20 protein-coding genes are annotated in these 21918 nt (G+C 65.0%); 5 read left to right on the top strand and 15 right to left on the bottom strand.

Translation table 11 applies throughout. The features are described 5' to 3' along the window. The first annotated feature begins 90 nt into the window (after nucleotides 1-90). A complete protein-coding gene (locus AC0WRY_RS14655; protein ID WP_194407651.1) occupies nucleotides 91-549 on the top strand; it encodes a peptidase associated/transthyretin-like domain-containing protein in 459 nt (152 codons plus the stop codon). A gap of 69 nt (nucleotides 550-618) precedes the next feature. Here the strand turns inward: AC0WRY_RS14655 and clpA are convergent, their stop codons facing one another. Beyond that, entirely contained in the window at nucleotides 619-3027 is a 2409-nt protein-coding gene (gene clpA, locus AC0WRY_RS14650; protein WP_194407650.1) for an ATP-dependent Clp protease ATP-binding subunit ClpA, read from the bottom strand. Between the two features lie 284 nt (nucleotides 3028-3311). Further along, nucleotides 3312-3644: an ATP-dependent Clp protease adapter ClpS gene (gene clpS / locus AC0WRY_RS14645; RefSeq protein WP_026202494.1), complete on the bottom strand. Its 333-nt coding sequence runs from the start codon at nucleotides 3642-3644 to the stop codon at nucleotides 3312-3314. 475 nt (nucleotides 3645-4119) lie between these two features. On the opposite strand from clpS, the gene AC0WRY_RS14640 reads away from it, so the two are divergent. Beyond that, nucleotides 4120-5463, top strand: coding sequence for a vWA domain-containing protein (locus AC0WRY_RS14640; protein WP_491123273.1), 1344 nt, complete (start codon nucleotides 4120-4122; stop codon nucleotides 5461-5463). A gap of 80 nt (nucleotides 5464-5543) precedes the next feature. Here the strand turns inward: AC0WRY_RS14640 and AC0WRY_RS14635 are convergent, their stop codons facing one another. Then, entirely contained in the window at nucleotides 5544-5882 is a 339-nt protein-coding gene (locus AC0WRY_RS14635) for a phasin family protein (protein WP_194407648.1), read from the bottom strand. Between the two features lie 387 nt (nucleotides 5883-6269). Here AC0WRY_RS14635 and AC0WRY_RS14630 point away from each other — a divergent pair, with 387 nt between their 5' ends. Beyond that, nucleotides 6270-8129 carry a D-alanyl-D-alanine carboxypeptidase gene (locus AC0WRY_RS14630; RefSeq protein ID WP_194407647.1) on the top strand — a complete coding sequence of 620 codons (1860 nt, stop codon included), beginning with the start codon at nucleotides 6270-6272 and terminating at the stop codon, nucleotides 8127-8129. Between the two features lie 237 nt (nucleotides 8130-8366). Here the strand turns inward: AC0WRY_RS14630 and AC0WRY_RS14625 are convergent, their stop codons facing one another. From AC0WRY_RS14625 to AC0WRY_RS14610, 4 genes are all read right to left on the bottom strand, one after another. Next, a complete protein-coding gene (locus AC0WRY_RS14625) occupies nucleotides 8367-9095 on the bottom strand; it encodes a DnaJ domain-containing protein (protein WP_194407646.1) in 729 nt (242 codons plus the stop codon). Nucleotides 9096-9166: 71 nt separating this feature from the next. Then, nucleotides 9167-9913, bottom strand: a complete 747-nt coding sequence (locus tag AC0WRY_RS14620; protein ID WP_194407645.1) for a vWA domain-containing protein — start codon at nucleotides 9911-9913, stop codon at nucleotides 9167-9169. A gap of 174 nt (nucleotides 9914-10087) precedes the next feature. Then, a complete protein-coding gene (locus AC0WRY_RS14615) occupies nucleotides 10088-10948 on the bottom strand; it encodes an alpha/beta fold hydrolase (protein WP_194407644.1) in 861 nt (286 codons plus the stop codon). 341 nt (nucleotides 10949-11289) lie between these two features. Continuing rightward, the gene (locus AC0WRY_RS14610; protein WP_194407643.1) at nucleotides 11290-12213 is read right to left on the bottom strand and encodes a division plane positioning ATPase MipZ; all 924 of its coding nucleotides are present in this window, start codon (nucleotides 12211-12213) and stop codon (nucleotides 11290-11292) included. Nucleotides 12214-12496: 283 nt separating this feature from the next. On the opposite strand from AC0WRY_RS14610, the gene panC reads away from it, so the two are divergent. Further along, nucleotides 12497-13348 carry a pantoate--beta-alanine ligase gene (gene panC, locus AC0WRY_RS14605; protein WP_194407642.1) on the top strand — a complete coding sequence of 284 codons (852 nt, stop codon included), beginning with the start codon at nucleotides 12497-12499 and terminating at the stop codon, nucleotides 13346-13348. Here panC and AC0WRY_RS14600 read toward each other — a convergent pair. The 4 genes from AC0WRY_RS14600 to AC0WRY_RS14585 form a co-directional block, all read right to left on the bottom strand. Further along, on the bottom strand, nucleotides 13345-13785 hold the full coding sequence (locus AC0WRY_RS14600) for a DUF1489 family protein (protein ID WP_194407641.1): 441 nt from the start codon (nucleotides 13783-13785) through the stop codon (nucleotides 13345-13347). The genes panC and AC0WRY_RS14600 overlap by 4 nt on opposite strands. Before the next feature lie 42 nt (nucleotides 13786-13827). Beyond that, the gene (locus AC0WRY_RS14595; protein ID WP_194407640.1) at nucleotides 13828-14826 is read right to left on the bottom strand and encodes a hypothetical protein; all 999 of its coding nucleotides are present in this window, start codon (nucleotides 14824-14826) and stop codon (nucleotides 13828-13830) included. A 174-nt stretch (nucleotides 14827-15000) separates the two neighbouring features. Then, entirely contained in the window at nucleotides 15001-15204 is a 204-nt protein-coding gene (locus tag AC0WRY_RS14590) for a hypothetical protein (protein WP_148773938.1), read from the bottom strand. A gap of 305 nt (nucleotides 15205-15509) precedes the next feature. Beyond that, nucleotides 15510-16172 (bottom strand): glutathione S-transferase family protein, encoded by a 663-nt coding sequence (locus AC0WRY_RS14585; protein WP_194407639.1) that lies wholly within the window; start codon nucleotides 16170-16172, stop codon nucleotides 15510-15512. A gap of 122 nt (nucleotides 16173-16294) precedes the next feature. Here AC0WRY_RS14585 and AC0WRY_RS14580 point away from each other — a divergent pair, with 122 nt between their 5' ends. Then, nucleotides 16295-17008, top strand: a complete 714-nt coding sequence (locus tag AC0WRY_RS14580) for a DUF599 domain-containing protein (RefSeq protein WP_194407638.1) — start codon at nucleotides 16295-16297, stop codon at nucleotides 17006-17008. Between the two features lie 945 nt (nucleotides 17009-17953). On the opposite strand, the gene AC0WRY_RS14575 is transcribed toward AC0WRY_RS14580, so the two are convergent. The 4 genes from AC0WRY_RS14575 to mgtE all read right to left on the bottom strand — a co-directional run bounded on the left by AC0WRY_RS14575 (nucleotide 17954) and on the right by mgtE (nucleotide 21877). Continuing rightward, nucleotides 17954-18922: a hypothetical protein gene (locus tag AC0WRY_RS14575; RefSeq protein ID WP_194407637.1), complete on the bottom strand. Its 969-nt coding sequence runs from the start codon at nucleotides 18920-18922 to the stop codon at nucleotides 17954-17956. A 49-nt stretch (nucleotides 18923-18971) separates the two neighbouring features. Next, a complete protein-coding gene (locus AC0WRY_RS14570) occupies nucleotides 18972-19790 on the bottom strand; it encodes an aldo/keto reductase (protein WP_194407636.1) in 819 nt (272 codons plus the stop codon). A 149-nt stretch (nucleotides 19791-19939) separates the two neighbouring features. After that, the gene (locus AC0WRY_RS14565; RefSeq protein WP_194408266.1) at nucleotides 19940-20257 is read right to left on the bottom strand and encodes a helix-turn-helix domain-containing protein; all 318 of its coding nucleotides are present in this window, start codon (nucleotides 20255-20257) and stop codon (nucleotides 19940-19942) included. 198 nt (nucleotides 20258-20455) lie between these two features. Further along, the gene (gene mgtE, locus AC0WRY_RS14560; protein ID WP_194407635.1) at nucleotides 20456-21877 is read right to left on the bottom strand and encodes a magnesium transporter; all 1422 of its coding nucleotides are present in this window, start codon (nucleotides 21875-21877) and stop codon (nucleotides 20456-20458) included. Nucleotides 21878-21918 lie beyond the last annotated feature (41 nt).

Here is a 21918-nt window from a genome sequence, read left to right as displayed (position 1 = left end):
CCCTGCGTGGCTTAACTATCCGGACCAATGACCTCTTGCCCTCGCGCTCCGGTTGCGCTTGATAGGCGCCGGGGAAATTAGGGGCATTTCATGCGTGTAGTGGGAATAATGGCGCTCAGCGTCATGCTGGGCGGCTGCGCGTCCGTCACGCGCGGCACGACCGAGAACATCAGCATTTCATCGACACCGTCAGGCGTGGAAGCCGTGGTCACCGGGCTTGAGGTGCCGACAACCTGCACAACACCTTGCGCCATCGTCGCCAAGCGTAGCGCCGACATTACGATCACCTTCGAAAAGGAAGGCTATCAATCCCAGACGGTGCAGCTCACCAAAGAGGTGTCGGGCACGGGCGCCGCCGGCTTCGCCGGCAATCTCCTCGCCGGTGGTTTCATCGGCATGGGCGTCGATGCCGCGACCGGGGCAGCCACCGATCACAAGCCCAATCCGGTCATCGTGACGATGCAGCCGTCGGCCCCTCCCCGTAGCGCGCGACCAGCCGCGCCGAAGAAGCCGCGTCCGCCAGCGGCCGCGCCAGAGGCCGGGACCTGAGCCTACGCTCCGCCTTAGAAACAAAAAGGCCGGCTTCGCAGCCGGCCTTTCGATTCATATTGCTCGTGATCAAGCCTTGACCAGCGGGCCCTTGGAGGTCGGCCCCTTCGAGCCGCCGGGGCCACCCGGCTTGGACTTGCCGGGCGGGCGCTTGCGGGTGCCGGGCAGCTTCTCCTGCTTCGGCGTGACCGGGCCCTCGACGAATTCGAAGCCGATCTTTTCCTTGGTCTCGTCGGCCTCGTCCTTGACCAGAACGACGCGGACGTGACCGCCGCCCTTCAGCTTGCCGAACAGCACCTCGTCGGCCAGCGGCTTCTTGATGTGCTCCTGGATCACGCGGGCCATGGGACGCGCGCCCATCTGCTCGTCGTAACCGTGCTGGACCAGCCAGGCCTTGGCCGGCTCCGACAGCTCGATGGTGACGTCGCGGTCGCCGAGTTGCGCTTCGAGCTGAAGCACGAACTTCTCGACGACGGTGCCGATCACCTCGACGCTGAGATGGCCGAACGAGACGATGGCATCGAGGCGATTGCGGAATTCCGGCGCGAACTGCCGGTTGATCGCCTCGTGGTCGTCGCCTTCCCGCTTCGAGCGCGTGAAGCCGAACGCCTGCTTGGCCAGATCGGACGCACCCGCGTTCGTGGTCATGATCAGGATCACGTTGCGGAAGTTGACCTGCTTGCCGTTGTGGTCGGTGAGCCGGCCGTGATCCATGATCTGGAGCAGCACGTTGTACAGGTCGGGATGCGCCTTCTCGATTTCGTCGAGCAGCACCACGCAATGCGGATGCTGGTCGACGCCGTCGGTGAGCAGGCCGCCCTGGTCGAAGCCGACATAGCCGGGAGGCGCGCCGATCAGGCGCGACACGGTGTGCCGCTCCATGTACTCGGACATGTCGAAGCGCAACAGCTCGACGCCGAGCGACGCCGCGAGCTGCTTGGCGACCTCGGTCTTGCCGACGCCGGTCGGACCTGAGAACAAATAGCAGCCGATCGGCTTCTCCGGCTCGCGCAGGCCGGCGCGCGCCAGCTTGATCGAGGCGGCGAGCGACTCGATCGCCTTGTCCTGGCCGAACACGGTGCGCTTCAGCGTCGTCTCGAGATGCTTGAGCACCTCGGCATCGTCCTTCGACACGCTCTTCGGCGGGATCCGCGCCATCGAGGCGATCGTGGTCTCGATCTCCTTGATGCCGATGGTCTTCTTGCGCTTGTTCTCGGCCAGCAGCATCTGCGCCGCGCCCGACTCGTCGATCACGTCGATCGCCTTGTCCGGCAGCTTGCGGTCGTGGATGTAGCGCGAGGAGAGCTGCACCGCGGCCTCAATCGCCTCGTTGGTGTACTTCAGCCGGTGATAGTCCTCGAAATAGGGCTTGAGACCCTTGAGGATCGCGATGGCGTCCTCGACCGTCGGCTCGTTGATGTCGATCTTCTGGAAGCGCCGCACCAGCGCGCGGTCCTTCTCGAAGTGCTGGCGATATTCCTTGTAGGTGGTCGAGCCCATGCAGCGGATGGTGCCGGAGGCGAGCGCGGGCTTCAGCAGGTTAGAGGCATCCATCGCCCCGCCCGACGTCGCACCCGCACCGATCACGGTGTGGATTTCGTCGATGAACAGGATGGCGTTGGGGTGCGCCTCGAGCTCCTTCAGCACCTGCTTCAGGCGCTCCTCGAAGTCGCCGCGATAGCGCGTGCCCGCGAGCAGCGTGCCCATGTCGAGCGAGAACACCGTGGCGGCAGCCAGCACTTCCGGCACTTCGCTGTCGACGATGCGCTTGGCGAGGCCCTCCGCGATCGCGGTCTTGCCGACGCCGGCTTCACCGACGAACAACGGGTTGTTCTTCTGCCGGCGGCACAGCACCTGGATCGCACGGTTGATTTCGGAATTGCGTCCGATCACCGGATCGATCTTGCCGTCGCGCGCCTTCTTGTTGAGGTTGACGCAATAGGTCTCGAGCGCCTCGCCCTTCTTCTTGGCGTCCTCGTTGCCCTTGGCCTCGGTCTCCTCGTCGACGCCGCGAACGGGGCGCGCCTCGGAGACGCCCGGCCGCTTCGCGATGCCGTGGCTGATGTAGTTGACGGCGTCATAGCGCGTCATGTCCTGCTCCTGCAGGAAATACGCGGCGTGGCTCTCGCGCTCTGCGAAGATCGCGATCAGCACGTTGGCGCCGGTCACCTCTTCACGACCGGAGGATTGCACGTGGATCACCGCGCGCTGGATCACGCGCTGGAAACCGGCGGTCGGCTTGGCGTCGTCGGCGCCATCGGTCACCAGGTTCTCGAATTCGGTCTCAAGGTAATTGACGAGGCTCGTGCGGAGCTTGTCGAGATCGACGCTGCAGGCGCGCATGACGGCGGCAGCATCGGAGTCGTCGATCAGGGAGAGCAAGAGATGCTCGAGCGTCGCGTATTGGTGATGACGCTCGTTTGCGATCGCCAGCGCACGATGCAGGGATTGTTCAAGGCTTTGGGAAAAAGTCGGCATTCGCGTCCTCTATGGCCCCCATCATCATGGTCGTGATCGCCCGGTCAGGCAACAACAACCTTTGTCACATATAGTTATACAAGACCGCGGCGAAAGACCGGTTCCGCGACTCGGCGGCGACACGCCCACGGTATTTTCGATGCAAAACCCGTTCCGATTTGGGCAGAACTACCCATTTGGGCAGGATTGACGCCGGTGCCGATGTTCACCGGATCATGCAGCAAGACGTGCTGCCAGCACACACACCACGCGAACAGAACCACGCTCGAGAACGCGAACGGCGTTTACTTCTTTTCCATCACGCATTGCAGCGGATGCTGGTGCTTGCGGGCGAAATCCATCACCTGCGTCACCTTGGTCTCGGCGATCTCGTAGGTGAACACGCCGCACTCCCCGATGCCGTGATGATGGACGTGCAGCATGATCTTGGTGGCCGCCTCGATGTCCTTGTTGAAGAACTTCTCCAGCACGTGGACGACGAACTCCATCGGCGTGTAGTCGTCGTTCAGGATCAGCACGCGGTAGAGGTTCGGTCGCTTGGTCTTGGGCTTGACCTTGGTGATGACCGATGTGTTCGGACCGGAGGGGTTACCCGAACGGTTCTCGTCATTGCTCATGCGAGGAGCGTAGGCAGCGGCTGGCGCGGACGGGTCGAGTCTGGAAGTCAATTGCGGCATGGCTCAGGCGTTCAAATTCCCCACGGAAGCGAATGGCGGTCGCCGCGCGACCCCGCCCTTCGGAGCCTGGCGCAGGCGCGCCGCCGTGTTGGATCGCCGCTCCCGACAAATCCGGTCCAAGCCGGATCGTTCGCCAGCAATATGGGCCTGCCTCCGGCCCGCCGCAAGCGCGCTGGAAGTCCGGCCACGGCAGTCCCGATTCCCGGTCCGGGCGATCCTGCCAAGGTTAATCAATCCGGACCGATTTGACAAAAATTTATGCCCCTCCTGCTTAGAACATGTTGACCAGGAACCAGGACATTTAACACGATTGCGACGTTTCGCCCGGGATACCCCGGTCTTCTACGGTGCGATTTACCAGGTCTTCAATGGCGTGGCGCCAAATCGGGCAAAACCACCGATTTCGGGGCTCGTCATGTTTCGCTCGCCGCTCGTCAGCCTGATTGGTCGACAGTTCGCCCGCTTCGCAGCGGCCGAGCAAGGCAATATCGCCATGATCTTCGCGATCGCGCTGGTCCCGGTGCTCAGCTTCATCGGTGCCGCAATCGACTATAGCCGCGCCGTCCAGGCCCGCACGTCCATGCAGGCGGCCCTCGACTCCGCCGCTTTGATGCTTTCCAAGGATCTGTCGTCCGGCACCATCACCACCTCGCAGCTCAGCACGAAGGCGCAAGCCTATTTCAACGCGCTGTTTACCGCGACGTCCGCCCTACCCTCGGTCAGCGTGGCCGCCACCTATACGGCGAGCACCAGCATGGGCTCAACGATCCAGCTCAGCGGAACCGGCACCTACACGACCACCTTCATGAAGATCGCCGGCTTTCCGACGCTCGACGTCGGCACCACGTCCACCAGCGCCTGGGGCAACGTCCGCATGCGCGTAGCCCTGGTGCTCGACAACACCGGCTCGATGGCCAACGACGGCAAGATGGAGGCGATGCAGACGGCCGCGAAGAATCTGGTCGATCAACTCAGCGCGCTCGCCAAGAATACCGGCGACGTCTACATCTCGATCGTTCCCTTCGCCAAGGACGTCAACGTCGGCGCCAGCAACTACAACAAGAGCTGGATCGATTTCAGCGATTGGGATGCCGCCAACGGCAGCTGGAGCTGCGCGTCGGGCAACTCCAACAACTGCAACAATTGGAAGTGGACGCCGGCCAACCACAACACCTGGACCGGTTGCGTGGCCGATCGCGATCAGGACTACGACACCAAGAACACCACGCCGACGAACGGCAATGTGGGGACGCTCTTCCCGGCCGAGCAGTACTCCTACTGCAACACGAGCAGCTGGTCCTACCTGCAGCCGATCATGCCGTTGAGCTACGACTGGTCCGCGCTCAAGAGCCGCATCGACGCCATGAAGCCCACGGGCAACACCAACCAGGGCATTGGCCTGGCCTGGGGGTGGATGACGCTGTCGACCGGAGATCCCATGAACGCGCCGGCCAAGGACACCTACAAGGACGCGATCGTGCTGCTGTCCGACGGTCTCAACACGCAGAACCGCTGGTACAACAACGCCGCGCAGATCGACGCACGGCAGAAGAAGCTGTGCGACAATGCCAAGGCCCAGCCCAACAACATCACGATCTACACGGTGCAGGTGAACACCGGCAGCGATCCGACCTCGAGCGTGCTGCAATATTGCGCCAGCAGCACCGACAAATTCTATCTGGTCACCTCGGCCAGCCAGACCGTCTCGGTGTTCAAGGACATCGGCACCTCACTGTCCAAGCTGCGCGTGGCACGCTGACCCGACCGGTTGAGCGCGCGCACAAAAAAGCCCGGCTGGATCAGCCGGGCTTTTCGATTCCAGGATGTCCTGAAAAACGTTTACTGGGCGGCCGGGGTGAACTTCGACACGATGGTCTCGACCGGCTTGAACGCCTGCTTGGCGAGGTCGCTGTAGAGGCCGGCGATCTTCTGCGATTCCGCAACGAAGGTCTCGTAGGCGGAACGGGCGAAATCGGTCTGTGCTTCGACGGCCTTGTCCAGCGACTTCACGCCGGAAAGCTTCTCGACGAAGGACTTGGTGTCTTCGAACGACTTCTTCGTATAGTCGCCATAGGCACTGGCGATCGCCTGAAGGCCGTGCTGCACCGAGGTCGCGGAGGCGACGTACTGCTCGAAGTGCTCTTTCCCGTAGTTCTGAAAGTCTTCAACCTTGAACATTTCGGAATCCTTTTCCCTGGCTTTGGTCGGAAGCCCCGGCTCCCTGACTGTGCCCATTATTAGTGCAATGCACAAATAAGTCAAGAATCTTTGTGCGACGCACAAAAACCAGTGCAAATCGCGGAAATTCCCGGGGTTTCCCGCAAGGGTTTCTTAAGCTTTTGGAAACCGCGGCCCCCTACCTTGATTCCCGGACGTGTTCAGCTTCCGCAAGCGGTCAAAAGCCGTTTGAGAACATCACCTTAGCCAGAATAGCGGCTCAGGCCGAACGTCCCCCGCGGCGAACACCAGCGGAGGGGCAGCCTGAGCAGGTAATGATCCCGGGTCCATTGGGCACAATTTCGCCTCACGAGCCGGTGATCAGTTGAGAAACGGGGACGGGGTTCCATGCTTCGTAAAAACTTGTCTTCCTCGCGCTTGGCGCGGGTTGGCGTTTTTGGGCTTCTTACGGTCACGACCGCGGTCATCTTCACCACCGATGCCGCCGAGGCTCGGCGCCACCGCCGCCACTACGCGCACCATCGGGTGCAGCGCGATGTGTCCGAGAGCTCGAGCCCGAAATTCGCGTCCATCATCGTCGACGGCAATTCCGGCTCGGTGCTGCAGGCAACGAGCCCCGACGGGATCCGCCACCCCGCTTCGCTGACCAAGATCATGACGCTCTATCTGCTGTTCGAGCGCCTCGAGTCCGGCAAAATGAAGCTCGACACCGAGATGCCGGTGTCCCAGCACGCCGCCGACCAGGATCCGACCAAGCTGAACCTGCGGGCCGGCCAGACCATCCGCGTCGAGGACGCGATCAAGGGTCTCGTCACCCGCTCCGCGAACGACGCAGCAGTGGTGATCGCGGAAGCGATCGCCGGCGACGAGGACGACTTTGCCCAGATGATGACGCGCAAGGCGCGCGCGCTCGGCATGTCTAGGACGGTGTACCGCAACGCGAACGGCCTTCCCAACGACGAGCAGGTCACGACAGCGCGCGACCAGGCCACGCTCGGCCGCGCCATCCAGGAGCGCTTTCCGCGCTATTATCGGTATTTCGCGACCTCCACCTTCAACTGGCGTGGACAGTCGATCCGCAATCACAATCACCTGCTCGGCAGCGTCGAGGGCGTGGACGGCATCAAGACCGGCTACACCCGCGCCTCCGGCTTCAACCTCGTCACCTCGATGCGCCGCGGCAACCGCCATCTGATCGGCGTCGTGCTCGGCGGCCGCAGCGGCGGCTCGCGCGATGCCATCATGCGCAACCTGCTCGCGGAAAATCTCGAAAAGGGCGCGACCACTCACACCGTCGTCGCGGTCACCGAGCGCAACGCTGCCGACACCGCGACCGATGTTGCTGACGCCTCGGATGCTGCACCGGTCCGGCCCGCTGCGCCGGTCCAGGCTGCGGCCCCCGCTCCCGAGTCTGCCCCGTCTCGTCTCGCTGCCCGCCTGTCGACGCTTGCCGCCGCGACGGCCGCGGTGCCGCCCGCACCGCACAAGCCGGAAGCCAGCAAGCCCGAGGTTCGGCCGACGGAATCCAAGATCGAGCCCGCGCCGCTCACCAATGGCGTGATCTCGAGCCAGCCGCTCTCCCTCATCCCCGGCTCGTCCGAGCCGATGAAGCCGGTCCGGGTCAAGACGGTTCAGGTCAAGGCCGGCGCCGTGAAGGTCGCCTCCGCCGCGCCCGCCCCGGTCCAGGTCGCCCCGCCGGTCACCAACGCCATTCCGTCCCGTTCCGAGGTCGCGGAAACCTCAGGCGCCGTGGTCGCCCGGGCCGATCTCATCAACAAGCCCGAGATCGCCAGCCATCCCGAAGCGCCGAAAGCAGACATGGCCCGCACCGAGCTGCCGCGGCAGCCGGCCGGCTTCGGTACCGGCAACGGGATCCTCGGCGTGCTGCCGGCCGCAACGGCCGCCGCGCCCGCCCATACCCCTGCCCCTGCCGCTCCGAAGCTCGCCTCCGCCGATCCGATGCCGGTCCAGATGAGCGCCACCACCAAGCCCGCCGTCACCCACAGCGGCTGGATCGTCCAGGTCGGCGCGCTCGAGAGCGAGAACGAAGCCCAGCAGCGCATCGACGCCGCGCGCAGCTCGGCCCGCGGCCTGCTCAGCAAGGCCGACCCGTTCACCGAGGTCGTCGCCAAGGACAATCGCAAGCTCTACCGCGCCCGCTTCGCCGGCCTCGAGCGCGACCAGGCCGAAGCGGTCTGCCGCACCCTGAAGCGCGCCGAGATCTCCTGCATCACCGTCCGCAACTGATCTCCTCCCCCCGTTCCAGACGAAATGCCCGCGCCTTGCGTGGGCATTTTCGTTTTGGCGATGTGTCGATGCGGGCACAGTCTCGACAAGGCTGTTCCGCGACAACCTCTCGTCAAGAATTTACGGTTAAAACTTTGCTCAAGGGATCGACCACGCCGAAATGGCGGGCATCGGGGCGACGGCAAACGGAGCAAGCGGAGCTCACACGGTACGGGCGTTTGTGGCGTGGTGCCGGAGTTAGCCGTTATGCGTACGAAGCAGAGTATCCTTGGCCTCGTTTACCCGGGCAGCGAGATAGTTCGAGCCCCCCTGGTCGGGATGGAGTTTCTTCATCAGGGACTTGTGCGCCCGGCTGATGTCGTCACGCCCCGCTCCCGGCTGCAGGCCAAGGATCTGGTAGGCCTCCTCCGCCGTCATTTTGCCGCTCGCCGCCGGGCGGCGCTGCCCCCCTGCCGCATCGCCCTGCGCGTTCTGACGCCAAGCGGGAAACCGGCGGTCCAGATAGCTTTCAAGTAAGGCGACGCTCTCGGCGTCGAAGGTCGGGACCATGGCCAGCAGGCCCGGGAGGTCGAACTCGCCGAGATCGCGCCCGGCGTGAGGCCCGGCGACGATCTGCCCACCAAGCTGGCCGGTATCGTGGTCGAGCCGCATATCCAGGAATTGCGAGCGCACGCGTGAGGCCTGCCCTGACGCGCGCGCAGCGCCACCGCCGCCGAACAACCCACCGATATTGCCGAATCCGGCGTTTGCCAGCGGCGTCCAGCCCAGCAGCCCGGCACCGAAAAACCCGAGCGGGATCGCCACCACCAGCTCGCCGCGCAAGCCCGTGAAGGCTGCGATCGCCAGCGCCAGGACGCCGCCACCGAACCTGATGGCACGCGCCAGCACCGCCGGGTTGGCGGCGCGGAACGTCTGGAGCAGCAGATAGAGCGTGATAACGGCGACAGCGCCGGCGATCAGAGTCATCTCGGGAATATAGTCGGCCTCGCGGCAAAATGCATGGCGTACGCCGGCCGCGAGCCAGGACGGGGTGAGCGCTATTTCATCTGGCCGATCAGCTTGGCCGCGCCGCTTGCGGTCTTCGCCAATCTCAACAAGGCCTCGCGACCGCCGGCAGCATAGGCCGCGGCTGCCTGCAGCAGCTCGCGCAACTGCGCGGCCGCGCCCGGATCGAACCGGCACCAGGCACCGCCGGTCAGGCGGGCGATCTCGCGAAAGGCCTGCTCGGCGACCGCGTCATGACCTTCCTGAAACACGAACACGGGCACCTTGAGCATGCCGAGCTCGCCGGCCTTGACACAGAGCTCGTCGACCTTCTCCTCCATGGCATCGCCGACGAAGACGACGGCGCGCACGCCCGATGCGACCGCTTCGCGTCGTGCCTCCGTCAGCACCTTGCCGATCTGGGTATCGCCGCCACGGCAGTCGATCTTGCTCATCAAGGCCGCGAGCCTGGTGCTGTCTGATATCCATCCCGTGGCGCGGCACTCGTTCAGGCCGCGATAGTAGACGAGCCGGATATCGAGACTGCCGAGTGTCGCGGTCTCGCGAAACATGTCGGCCTGAAGCGCGCAGGCCATGTCCCAGGTGGGCTGCCGGCTCATCGTCGCATCCAATGCGAAGATCAGCCGCCCCTTCGCGCCCGGCGCGTGGGGTGACAGCGCCCGCGCCTTGGCAACGAACGCGGCGATGTCCTCCGCGGTCGACGTTCCCGCCTGCGGCACCGCACCGCCCGATTGCGCCGCGACATTGCCGCGATGCGGCTTGATGGGTTCGCCCGACATCCCTTGACCCTGCGTGGACGGCTAATGTGGTCAGCGCGAGCGGTCGGGTCAATGTGCAAAGCCCCCGCAGGCGGAGGCCAGCGGAGGCTTTGAAAACGTGGCGGATGATTGACGTCAGCCGTTAACGCTTCAGCTCTTAACGCTTCAGCTCTTAACGCTTCAGCTCTTAACGCTTCAGCTCTTGGCAGGCGCCATCAACGCGACCGGGCCGGGCTCGAGGATGTTGGGCGGCGACGATTGCGTGTCGACGGGCCGGATCTCGCTGTCGGTCGCGCTCAGGAATTTGTCGAGCATGCTCTGGATCGAGCTCTTGGCAACATCCGGGCCAGTGTCGCGCATGTCGTTATGCTGGAATTCGGTCTTCACGACCTGGATGCCCGCCTTCTCGCATTCCTCGTCGGTCGGCAGAACGCCCGCATCGGTCTTGAACTGCGGATCCTGAGAGCGGAACGACAGGATCTTGAACTTGCCGGCGGTGACGAAGGGCACGCGCAGATTGTCCAGCGTGACGACCTTCTTGACCTCGTCCGGATATTGCTTGGCGAAATACATCGTGATGTCGCCGCCCATGGAGTGGCCGACCATCGTCACCTGGGCGTAGTCGGCATTGGGCTGAATCTTCTTCATCTCCTGCATGGCGAGATGGATGTTGGCAACGCCGCGCAGGATCTGCGGCAGCCGGCCGACATAGAGCTCGCCGGGCTTGGTGACCATCGGAGGATCTGTCGGCAGATCGTGCTGCGGGCTCACGACCATGTAGCCGCGCGCAGCGAAGATGTTGGCGAGGAATCCGTATTCGGTGTTCTTGACGGTGTTGCCGTGATTGATCACTGCGACCGGCAGCGTGATCATGCCGGCATTGGCCTGCATTTCCTTGTCGCGGCGCACCGCGATCTGGACGGGCACGGGACGATTGTCGCGCGAGGCGTCGTAGAAGGTGATGGTCTCGTGCTTGATCGCCCACTTGCTCGCCGTGAAATAGGCGATGCCGCAGAGGGCACTGACCGAAACCAGAACGGCAATTCCACGCTTCATTTTCGTCCTCAGCCTCAGGCTCTTGCGGCCTGAATCCCTGTTGAAAATCGTGTTCTTCCGGGGCTCTCCGGCCCCTGGTCGCCTATTCGCTAATATATGTCACAGGCGCGTGACAGGAAGGCCAAATATTGTGAACCGGCAGCCCTTTCGTTGTGCGCCGCACACGTTTTCTGGGCATCCCCTTCTTCCACGGCTACGCCAGGATGCATGTCACCATCCGACGCAACCGGTCTCGATCGGGTTCAATTTCGCGGTAAACGCAGGATGAAAACGGCCGAACGCGGCCGGGGTTCCCGGAGCAACCGCCCGGTCAGATCGACCGGAAGTAGCGCCATACCGTCTCAGGCGCCCAGGATGTCGTGGACTTCGAGCGGCTTGTCGACCTGGTTGAACCACTCGGCGCGATTTGCCGCACGGCGGCGGCCGCGCTCGTCGAGCGGCAGCTTGAGCTGGCGCAGCAGGCTCGTCACCTCTTCCCGTGCGGTGAGATGGCCGAGATTGGGCCGCATGCCGAGCGTGGCCTCGTCGATCTCGTCGAGGGCGGTCAGGCCGCGCGGGAAAAATTCGCGATAGACGACGCGTTCGGCGAAGCCGTCGACGTAGCGGAAGCCGAGCCGCAGCGACAGATCCTTCAGCCCCTCGGCGACCAGCTGCTTGTTGCGGGAGCCGAGCATCGAAAGGCGGTTGCGCACCACGATCCAGTCGGTGGTCGAACCATCGAGCTGGCGGCGCTTGCGGCGGACGTCGCGCACCATCTCGGCGTAATGGCTCTCGCCGGTCACCGCGTAGCTCGCGGGATCGACGGTGCCGAGCACGTCGAAGTCGAGGAAGCTGTCGTTGATCGGCGTGACCAGCGTGTCGGCCATCGAATGCGCTAGCCGCATCAAATAGCTGTCGGTGCCCGGCGTATCGATGACGATGAAGTCGAAGCTGCTCTCGACCGCCGAGACCGCCTCCATGAACTGCTGGAACTCGGAATTCTCGTTCTCGGCGATCTGCATGGTCTCGCCGAGCTTGATGCAGCGATGCACCGGCAGTTCCAGGTCGAGCTTGGTGCGGCGGGCCCAGGCGGAACGGTTGTTGATGTAGTGGGTGAAGCTCTGCTGACGGCAGTCGAGGTCGATGGTGGCGACGCGCTGGCCGGCCTTCAGGAGCGCAACAGCGATGTGCAGGGCGGTGGTCGACTTGCCGGAGCCGCCCTTCTCGTTGCCGAGCACGACCACATGCGCCGAGCCGGATTGGCCTTGGCTAGCCTGCACAAGCATGGCGATCCTCAACACCCCTGATGAATATCTTCGAGTTGGCCGCGTCTGCGGTCAAGTGAAATGCGTGACAGGTCATACAAATCGTACTGCGCCGTGCTTCATCATGAATAGCAGTGCCAATCTTCGTCTGTGATCCAGCCCACAATGTCGCGATGTCGCGTGCGGTCTTGCGCGGGATGCTGTGCCGCATCCGGATGCATGGCGTCCATGATCGCTGCTTGTTAAGGTTAGTCGCCCCGGGCGCAGATCACGTCGCGCCGATTCCCAACGCCGCCGAGTCCTGATGTCATCAAGCCCCCTGATCGCCCGCACGGTCCCGACCTTGCGCCGCGCCGTCGACAATCTTCGCAAGCGAAAGGCCACGATCGCGCTGGTCCCGACCATGGGAGCCCTCCATGACGGGCATGTGTCTCTCGTCCGCCTCGCCAAGCGGCGTGCCAGCCGCGTCGTGGTGTCGATCTTCGTCAACCCGACCCAGTTCGCCCCGACCGAGGATTTTGGTGCCTATCCGCGCACCTGGAAGGCCGACATCGCCAAGCTCGCGGCCGAGGACGTCGACATAGTCTGGCATCCGGACGTCAAGGCGATGTATCCGGAAGGCTTCGCCACCCGAATCGTACCGGAAGGGCCGGCGCTCGCGGGCCTCGAGGATCGCTTCCGCCCGCATTTCTTCGGCGGCGTTGCCACCGTGGTCGGCAAGCTGTTCACGCAAGTCCGGCCGGACTTCGCGATCTTCGGCGAAAAGGACTTTCAGCAGTTGCGGGTGGTGACGCAGATGGCGCGCGACCTCGACCTCGGCGTCAAGGTGATCGGCTCGCGCACCGTGCGCGAGCGCGACGGGCTCGCGATGTCCTCACGCAACGTCTACCTCTCGCCCGAGGAGCGGCAGACCGCCACCGTGCTCTACCGCGCCATGAAAGACAGCGCCGGACGGATCAAGGCGGGCGAAGCCATCGCGCCGGCGATGGCGCGCGGCGCGGAGACGATCAAGGCGGCGGGCTTTGCTCTCGACTATTACGAGGTCCGCCATGCCGAGACGCTGGCGCCCGTCACCTCGCGCAAGGACGGCGCGCTGCGGATCCTGGTCGCAGCCAAGCTCGGCACGACGCGACTGATCGACAACATCGCGGTTTAGAGCAGCCCCAGATCGCGCAATTCGCGCCGCATCGGCTCCGGCATCGCCGCGATCGAGCCGGCGGCGGACTTGCCGAGGTCGGGCGGCACGGAATCTTCGGTGAGATAGCGCCAGCCCTGGAACGGGCGCATCGGCCGCGGCGAGACCGAGACCACCTTCGGCTGCATCACGATGCGGCAGCGCCCGATACCGTCCTTGTCGCGGAACGGCTCGATGCCGATGATCTTTTCCCGCGCGGCGATCTCGCCCTTGATCACCCAATAAAGCGACCCGCCCGCGAGGATCTCGGCGTCGCGCTTGGGGACCATGCGGGTGATGTGGATGTGGTGTTGCGGCAGACCCTTCTTCTTGGCGGTCTGCATCCGTTCGGCGATCCACTCCTTCAATTCCTTGACGGAGTCGCAGCCGACGGCGAGCTTGATCAGATGTAGCGGCATGCCCAAGCATTAGCCGGGCAACGCCGCATTTGGAATGCCGATCTACTCGTTATCCGCAGCCGCGGGAGCCGCCGCAGTCGCCGGCGGGGGCGCGAGCGGAACCGGTGCTGCGGGGGCACGCGCAGCCTTCGGGGCCGGCGGCTTCTTCGCAGCAGGAGCCGAGGCCTGTGCCGAGGTCGGGGCCGGTGCGCGCGAAGCGGCCGGCGCTACTGCTGCGTTCGCGGCCGGCGCCGCCTGCCGCGTCGTCGCCGTGGGCTCCGGATTCATGATGCTCACCGGCGGCGTCGAGTTGGCGCTCGGGAACTCCGCATTGGTCGGCCTGCCCGTCGGCGCCGAAGGCGGCAGACCCGCGAGCGCCGCAGTCGGTGGCAGCGCCGCCGTCGCCGTCGCCGTCGCGGGCGCGTTCCAGGTCGGCGCATGGCGCGCGACCAGCGCGTCGTAGAGATGGGAATCCATGTTGGCCGCGACCTGCTGCTGGTCGGTCAGCGCACGGAACGCGGCACAGTCGAACTGGGTGCAGCCGTCGCGCACGACCAGTACCTGCGCCACGAGGCCGTAGCGATCGCGCTCCAGAGACTTGCGCAGCGTTTTCATGTCGGCCGTCAGGCTCTTCTCGGCGGTCGCGGCATCGCCGAGCGCCATCAGCCGGTCGATCCGGACTGCTGTGTAGGACACCGACGCAGCCACCGCGTCCGGCGAGCCGAACAGCGCCTTCTCGCAGCCGATGGCCACGGCATCGCCGGCGAGATCGTCAAGGCAGGACAGCGCCGGCAGGTTGGCGACGACCGCACCTTGTGTGCGCGCCTCGATCGGCCCGTCCGACCCCGCCGGTCCATAGACGCGCACGGTGGCAGCACCTGCGATCGCGATGGAGAGCAGCGTAATGACGGTCAGCGCGCCATTGGCGACCGACCTGTCGGCGCGCAGCAGCGTGATCAGCAGGATCAATCCGAAGAATCCTGCCGCGGCCAGCGTCATCCACATCGGAAAGGCCGGCGAGCGCCAGATTTGGTCGAGCGAAGTGGCCCATGCCCAGTTCATGCGCGACGTCCCCTCACGCGAGCAGAGAGCGAATGGTCAAGCGAGTACCGCGAGTCGGCAATTGCCCCCGGCCACCTTGTGAAGGTGAAGCGGGCCTTTTGACGGCGGCAGAACACTATTCCCTGATGGCACCAATGCGCGAAACGCGTCGGCCTTCGGGAACGCGATCGGACTTCAGGACAGCGCGAGCTGGCTTTCCTTGGCGACGCGTTCGAAAGCTTCGGTCGAGCTCTTGATCCGATACTGACAGTCGTCGCCTTCGGTCGGCAGCAGACGGATGACCTCGTACGAGCCGCTGGCAGCAGGACGCGCGACGTTGCTGGCCGTGAACAATACGCGCGTTCCAATCGGGAATTTGTGCTTCAACACCCTCTCCATCACTCAAACAACGCCTGCCTCGCCCATGGTCCCACTACGACGGCCGGCCGGAAACCCAGGCGCTGTATAGCACGCGGGTTGTGGTTTTGGCCAGTGCCATGCCAGCATGGCAAACGCCCATATTTGGCAGTCTTTTCAGAGTGATAGAGATGGAACCGATGGGCCGATGATACCGCCGGGCCGCGCGTTCAGGCGGCGTGTCGCAGCCGGTGTCGCAGCCCGGGCAATCCAGGGGCCAGGTCAATTTCCGGACCACGATCACCGCCGGCCGGCAAGCGGCCAGCGGCCTCGGGCAGACCCGGCGATCAGGCGTCCTCGAACTTGGCAATGAGAAGCGTTTCGGCGAGCCCCTCGCGGGTCCATTCCTGGAACGCCGGCAGCGCCATCATCGTCTCCATATAGGCCTTGGTGTCCGGCGCGACGTCGATCGCGTAGGTGCGCAGGCGATGCACGACCGGCGCGTACATCGCGTCCGCCGCGCCGAAACGGCCGAACAGGAACGGACCTTTCGCGCCGTAACGCGCACGGCACTCGCGCCAGATCTCCTCGATGCGCGCGACGTTGGCTTTTGCGTCGGCCGACAATGCGATCGCACGCACCGGCCGATGCAGGTTCATGCCGCATTCGCTGCGCAGCGCCACGAAGCCGGAATGCATCTCGGCGCACACCGACCGGGCATGGGCGCGCGCGGCGACATCGTCGGGCCACAACTTCACTTCCGGATAGCGCTCTGCGATGTATTCGATGATGGCGAGCGAATCCCACACCGTGACGTCGCCGTCGACCAGCACCGGCACCTTGCCGGCGCGGCTGAAGGACAGGATCTGCTCCTTGTCCGCGGGATTGTCGGTGTAGAGCGGAATCAGCGTCTCCACGAACGGGATGTCGTTGGCGCGCAGCGCGAGCCAGGGCCGCATCGACCATGACGAGTAGTTCTTGTTGCCGATCGCGAGTTTCAGCGCAGCCATGCCATCAGTCCTTCCCGAGACGCTTTGAAGCGAGCCGCTTTTAACGCCATCGCCTGCCGCCAATCAATCGTTGCCGCCTCCTGTCATGCGTGGCAATCGTGGCGGCTTCCGAGGAGAGACAGATGAGCAGGCATTGGGTCGACGTCACCGCGGTCGGCTTCTTCATCGTCGAATGGCTGGTCTATGCCCTGACGCTGGAACATTCGGCTTACGGCCGGGACAGCCTGTCGGCGCGCATGAACCGCTACCGCGAGGTCTGGGTCCGCCGCCTGCTCGACCGCGACACCCGCATGGTCGACATGCAGATCATGGCCTCGTTGCAGAACGGCACCGCCTTCTTCGCCTCGACCAGCCTGTTCGCGCTTGGGGGCGCGCTGGCGCTGCTGCATGCCACCAACGACGCCATCACGATCCTGAGCAAGCTGCCGATCGACCTCAGCACCTCGCCGGCCATGTGGGAGCTGAAATGCGTCGGCCTCGTGCTGATCTGCGTCTACGCCTTTTTCAAGTTCGCCTGGGCCTATCGCCTGTTCAATTATGTCGCAATCCTGTTCGGCGGCATGCCGCCGGCGGAGCGGCGCGACACGCCGGAGGCGGAAGCCCACGTCATCCGCACCTCGCGCCTGTTCGAATCCGCCGGCCGCCATTTCAACCGCGGCCAGCGCGCTTTCTTCTTCGCGCTCGGCTATCTCGGCTGGTTCGTCAGCCCCTGGGTGCTGTTCGTCACCACCGCCGCCGTGGTGGTCGTGACCTGGCGACGGCAATTCGCCTCCAGCGCCTGGGCCGCGATGGCGCCGGAGGCGGACGGTGATGAGGGGATCAGGCGCGGTCATTGAGAGCGGCTGTGCGACGCGGCGCGGTGCCGTAAGGTGGGCGAAGGCGCAAAGCGCCCTGCCCACGTGTCCGACGACGATACGCAAAGTCGTGGGCACGCTTCGCTTTGCACGCCTACGAGACCGAGCTTGTGGCAGGCAGCTTGAATCGCGGACATGGCTTCTCGTCCTCGCGGCTGATTTCGCCCGAGCTTTGCTTCATCTTCGCACCCTCAAATCCAAGAGGGCACAGGGAAGGCCGGGTGCTGACATCGCACCCGCGGTCCGCTGCGCGAATTGCACGCGCACGCAGAAAACCGCACAGCAGCATACAGGTGGTGCCGATCACTCGGCCTTCCCTGCGCGATGGTCGGACGGCTTATGCCGCGCTCTCCCGGGAGCCGAACTTTCCTTTGGCCTCCCTCGCCCTTCGAATTGATGATGCCGTCCACCCGGTTGGGCTCGCGCGCATCTTCGAACGGGCTTGACCGTAGCAACGACGGCCAGGACCACACGGTTTTGCCGTACGCACGGCCCGCCATGTCGCCGCAGTATTTCCAACCCCGTCGACGGAGCTGCGAAACTTACAGTCGAGACGAAGCCTAGCAGCGCCGTTCGTCTGCACGCGGCCGCGGGCTCACAGGGACTACCCGCCCTGCCCGCACCTCTCGTGCCGACGCTGCCGCGTCCACCGCAAGCCCGGCTCGCGATCAAGACGACCTCGAGATCGCCCCTCCTGGATGAGCCGGGATGGCCGACACATACGCCAAAACCGAATTTCGGTAAAGTGGAATGTTTTTAGCGAGACGGATTGACAAGGGCCAACACAGGCACGGTCGCGTAGCCCGGATGGAGCGCAGCGAAATCCGGGGCCGCTCACCCAGCATTTTGCACCGTCGCGGATTACGCGGAGCCTGTCATCGGGCGGCGCTTCGCGCCGACCCGTTGGCTGCATCCGGGCTACGAGAGCTACCCTCCGAGATCCCGTGGGCTGAACGGCAGGTCCAGCACCTTCCATTCCTCGTAGAGATTGGCAGGCAGCATCTTGTAGGGCTGGCAGTTCTGCAGAGCGCTCATCGCGGACTTCACGAGGGCCACGCCTTTCGCGGACGGCGGGGCTTCGAGCAGGATCGGCTCGCGGGCCAGCGTGCCGTCGGTCGCAAACACCGTGCGCAGCTTGATGTGAATGTTGTCAGTCGAGCTAAGTCCGGCCGGCATTTTCGCACAGCTGCGCAAATGGCTGCGAAGCGCGGCGACGATTTCGGCCGGCAGCTTGGCTGCGATCGAATCCTTGGCGTCGCCGCCATCGTCCTTGGGGGCGTCTTTCGGCAGCGGCGGCGGCATTTCAGGCGGCAGTCCCAGCATGACGCCATACTTGACGGTGACGTCGGGCTGCGGCGCCTGATAGGCCGGCGGCGGTGCGGCTTGCTGCTGCGGCATCGCCTCGGGCTGCGGCGGCGGTTGAGGCTGGGGTTGCTGCGGCGGCTGCTGTTGCGCAGGCGACTGTTGTTGCGGCTGCGCGTTGGCCTCGCGCGGCTTTGGCGAAGGCTGCTGCTGCGGTTGTTGCTGCTGGGGCTGTTGCTGCGCGGGCCGTTGCGGTTCAGGCGACGGTGATGGCGATGGCGATGCGGCCGGCTGCTGGGCCGCAGGCTTCGACGCCGCGGGCGCCTTTTCCTTGTCGGTGATATCCAGCTTCGGCAGCTTCAGATCGGGGAGCGGCTCCGGGGGCTTCTCCTTGACCTCTTCCTTGACCTTCTCCTCCGCTTTGGCCTCCTCCTCTTTCACCTGCTCCGGCGTGACGATGTCTACCGTGACGGTTTCGGGCGGCTGGCTGCGAAACGGATGGACTTCGCTGATCACGATGATCAGCGCCACCAGCGTCAGATGCGCGATCGCCGACGCTGCAACGTCCGTCCGTATGATTGTCCGCAGTTCCATTGCCCGATCTTGGATTGCCGCCCTGCTGTTAGCATACCGCGGTCGCCCCTCAATCCCATTTCGGGGCGAAGCCGAAGTCGGTCAGGCGGCCCTTCGGATTGGCGAGCGCGGCGATCTGGCTCATCTCGTCGTCCGACAGCTCGAAATCGAAGATCTCGATGTTTTCAGAGAGGCGCTCGATGCGCGAGGTGCGCGGGATCGCAGCGACATTCTGTTGCATCAGCCAGCGCAGGCAGACCTGCGCCGGCGACTTGTGGTGGCTGCGCCCGATCTCGGCCAGCGTCTGGTCGGTCTTGATGCGCCCCTTGGCGATCGGGCTGTAGGCGACGAGGGCGAGGCCATGCTTGTCGCAGGCCGCACGCACCTTCGCCTGGTCGAGATAGGGATGGTACTCGACCTGGTTGCAGACGAGCGGCTCCGGCGATAGCGCCACCGCCTGCTCGATCAGCGCCACCGTGAAATTGGAGACGCCGATGTGGCGGGTCAGGCCCATCGTCTTGGCATGCGACAGCGCGCCAAGCGTCTCGGCCAGCGGCACGTGCGAATTGGGCCAGTGCAGCAGCAGCAGGTCGACGCTCGGAAGCCGCATTCGCGCCAGGCTCTCCTTGACCGAGCGCTCGAGATCGTGGGGCGCGAAATGGTTGGTCCAGACCTTGGTGGTGAGCAAGATTTCGTCACGCCGCACGCCAGAGGCGCGCAAGCCATCGCCGACCTCGCGTTCATTGTCGTAGACCTGGGCGGTGTCGATGTGGCGATAGCCGAGCCGCAGCGCCTGCTCGACCACGCGCGCGGCAGGCCTTCCGCTCAGCTCCCAGGTCCCGAGCCCGATCGCCGGAATTCTCGCGCCATTGGCCTCGACGAACAGCATGAGGACTCCTCTTCCGTTGCGTCAGCCCCAAACCTCATCAGGCGGCATTATGGACCCCGCCCATGACGCTGCCAACGGAGGCCGCAACAGTTCGGCGGGTTATTTGGCGCAATGCTAACGGGAGGTTCGCGTCGAAGCCGGTTGGTCCGTCAGGCCTTGGCGAGCGCCTGGAACACCGTATCCGGGGCGTGCGCGATCACTGCGAGCAGCGCGCGGGCCGGTCCCCGTGGAGCACGTTTGCCCTGCTCCCAATTGCGGATCGTCTCGACGGGAACGCCGAGCTTGGCGGCGAACTCCATCTGGGTCAGGCAGGCGCGGCGGCGCAAATCACGCACCGCGAGCGAGGAAGCCTCGGCGGGCGCGGCATTGGCCGTAGGCTCGACCGCAGACGGTTGGACCGGAAACTCCTGCCCGTCCCGCACTTCGACGATCCGTCCGTCCGCCTTCAATCGCACACGCATGCTTATTCCCCCAAGCGCGGGCGATGATGCGGCAGGTCGCTTAAGTTCGGATTAAAAGGTCGTGCATGGGTCTCGTGCCCCGGACGCGGCGCAGCGCGCCTTCGCGATGCACTGCAGAACCGGGGCTCATCTCGCCGGAGTATGCCGCCTTCTGGGCCCCGGTTCTGCGCAGCGCTACGCGCCGCAGCGCGCCCGGGACACGCCCTACCTCAGCCCGAACCAGAGCGTCGCGATGCCGAGGAACGAGAAGAAGCCGACGACGTCGGTAACGGTGGTGACGAACGTTCCCGACGCCACCGCCGGATCGGCCCTGACGCGCTCCAGCGCCATCGGGATCAGGATGCCGCCGAGCGCGCCGGCGATGAGGTTGCAGACCATCGCAAGCCCGATGACGATGCCGAGGCCCGGGATCTTGAACCAGGCGACCGCCGCGATGCCCGTGATGACCGCGAAGGCGAGACCATTGATCAGGCCGACCAGGCCCTCGCGCATCACCACGCGCCAGGCGTTGGAGGCGCCGAGCTCGCGCGTTGCCAGCGCCCGCACCGCCACCGTCATGGTCTGGGTCGCGGCGTTGCCGCCCTGGCTCGCCACGATCGGGGCCAGCACGGCGAGCGCGACCATCTTCTCGAGCTGGCCCTCGAACAGGCCGAGCACGGAGGATGCGAGGAAGGCGGTGGCGAGATTGACCAGCAGCCAGTTGAAGCGGCCGCGCGCGATGGTCAGGAAGGTGTCCGACAGCTCTTCGTCGCTGGTGACGCCGCCGAGCGCCTTGAGGTCCTCGTCCGCCTCCTCCTCGATGACGTCGACGACGTCGTCGACGGTGATGACGCCGACCAGGCGATCCTGGGTGTCGAGCACGGGGGCTGCGACGAGATTGTACTTGCCGAACATGCGCGCCACCTCCTCCTGGTCCTCCAGGACGGAGACGCGGCGGCGGTCCTCGTCGGTCAGCTCGGTCAGCGCGATCGGCCGGCGCGCGCGCAGCAGCACGTCGAGGGGGACTGCGCCCTGCCAGTGCTGGTCCTTGTCGACGACATAGATCTCGTAGAAGCGGTCGGGCAGATCCGGCGTCTCGCGCATGTAGTCGATCGCCTGGCCCACGGTGAAATCCTGGGGCACCGCGATGAACTCGGTCTGCATGCGGCGGCCCGCGGAATTCTCCGGGTACAGCAGGCTGCGCTCGAGCGCGACGCGCTCCTTCAGCGGCAGCTTCTCGAGGATCTCCTCCTGCTCGGCCTGGTCGAGCGTCTCCAGCAGCTCGACCGCATCGTCGGATTCGAGCTCGCGGACACCCTCGGCGACCGTCTCCGGCGGCAGTTCCTCCAGGATCTCCTCGCGGACGGCCTCGTCGACCTCGTTCAGCGCGGAGAAGTCGAAGTCGGCCCCGGTGAGCTCGACCAGGCGGACGCGGTCGTCGGGCTCCAGCGCGCCGATGAGATCGCCGAGATCGGCCTCGTGCAGCTCGGCGACGCAGGCACGCAGCGAGGCGCTGTCGCCGGCCTCGATCGCACGCGCGATCTCCTCGACGAATTCGTGCCTGATGTCGCCGTCTTCATTGCGCATCGGCACGTGGTCGAGTACCGAATCCGCAACGGGTGCGGCCACGTCCATATGTTCATCCATGGCGCGCCTCGCCGTTTGACAGGTTGGAACGGGTGATCTGG

Source organism: Bradyrhizobium sp. T-12 (assembly GCF_058314695.1).
The sequence above is the reverse complement of the archived record's forward strand: the minus strand, read 5'-3'. Positions and strand labels throughout refer to the sequence as shown.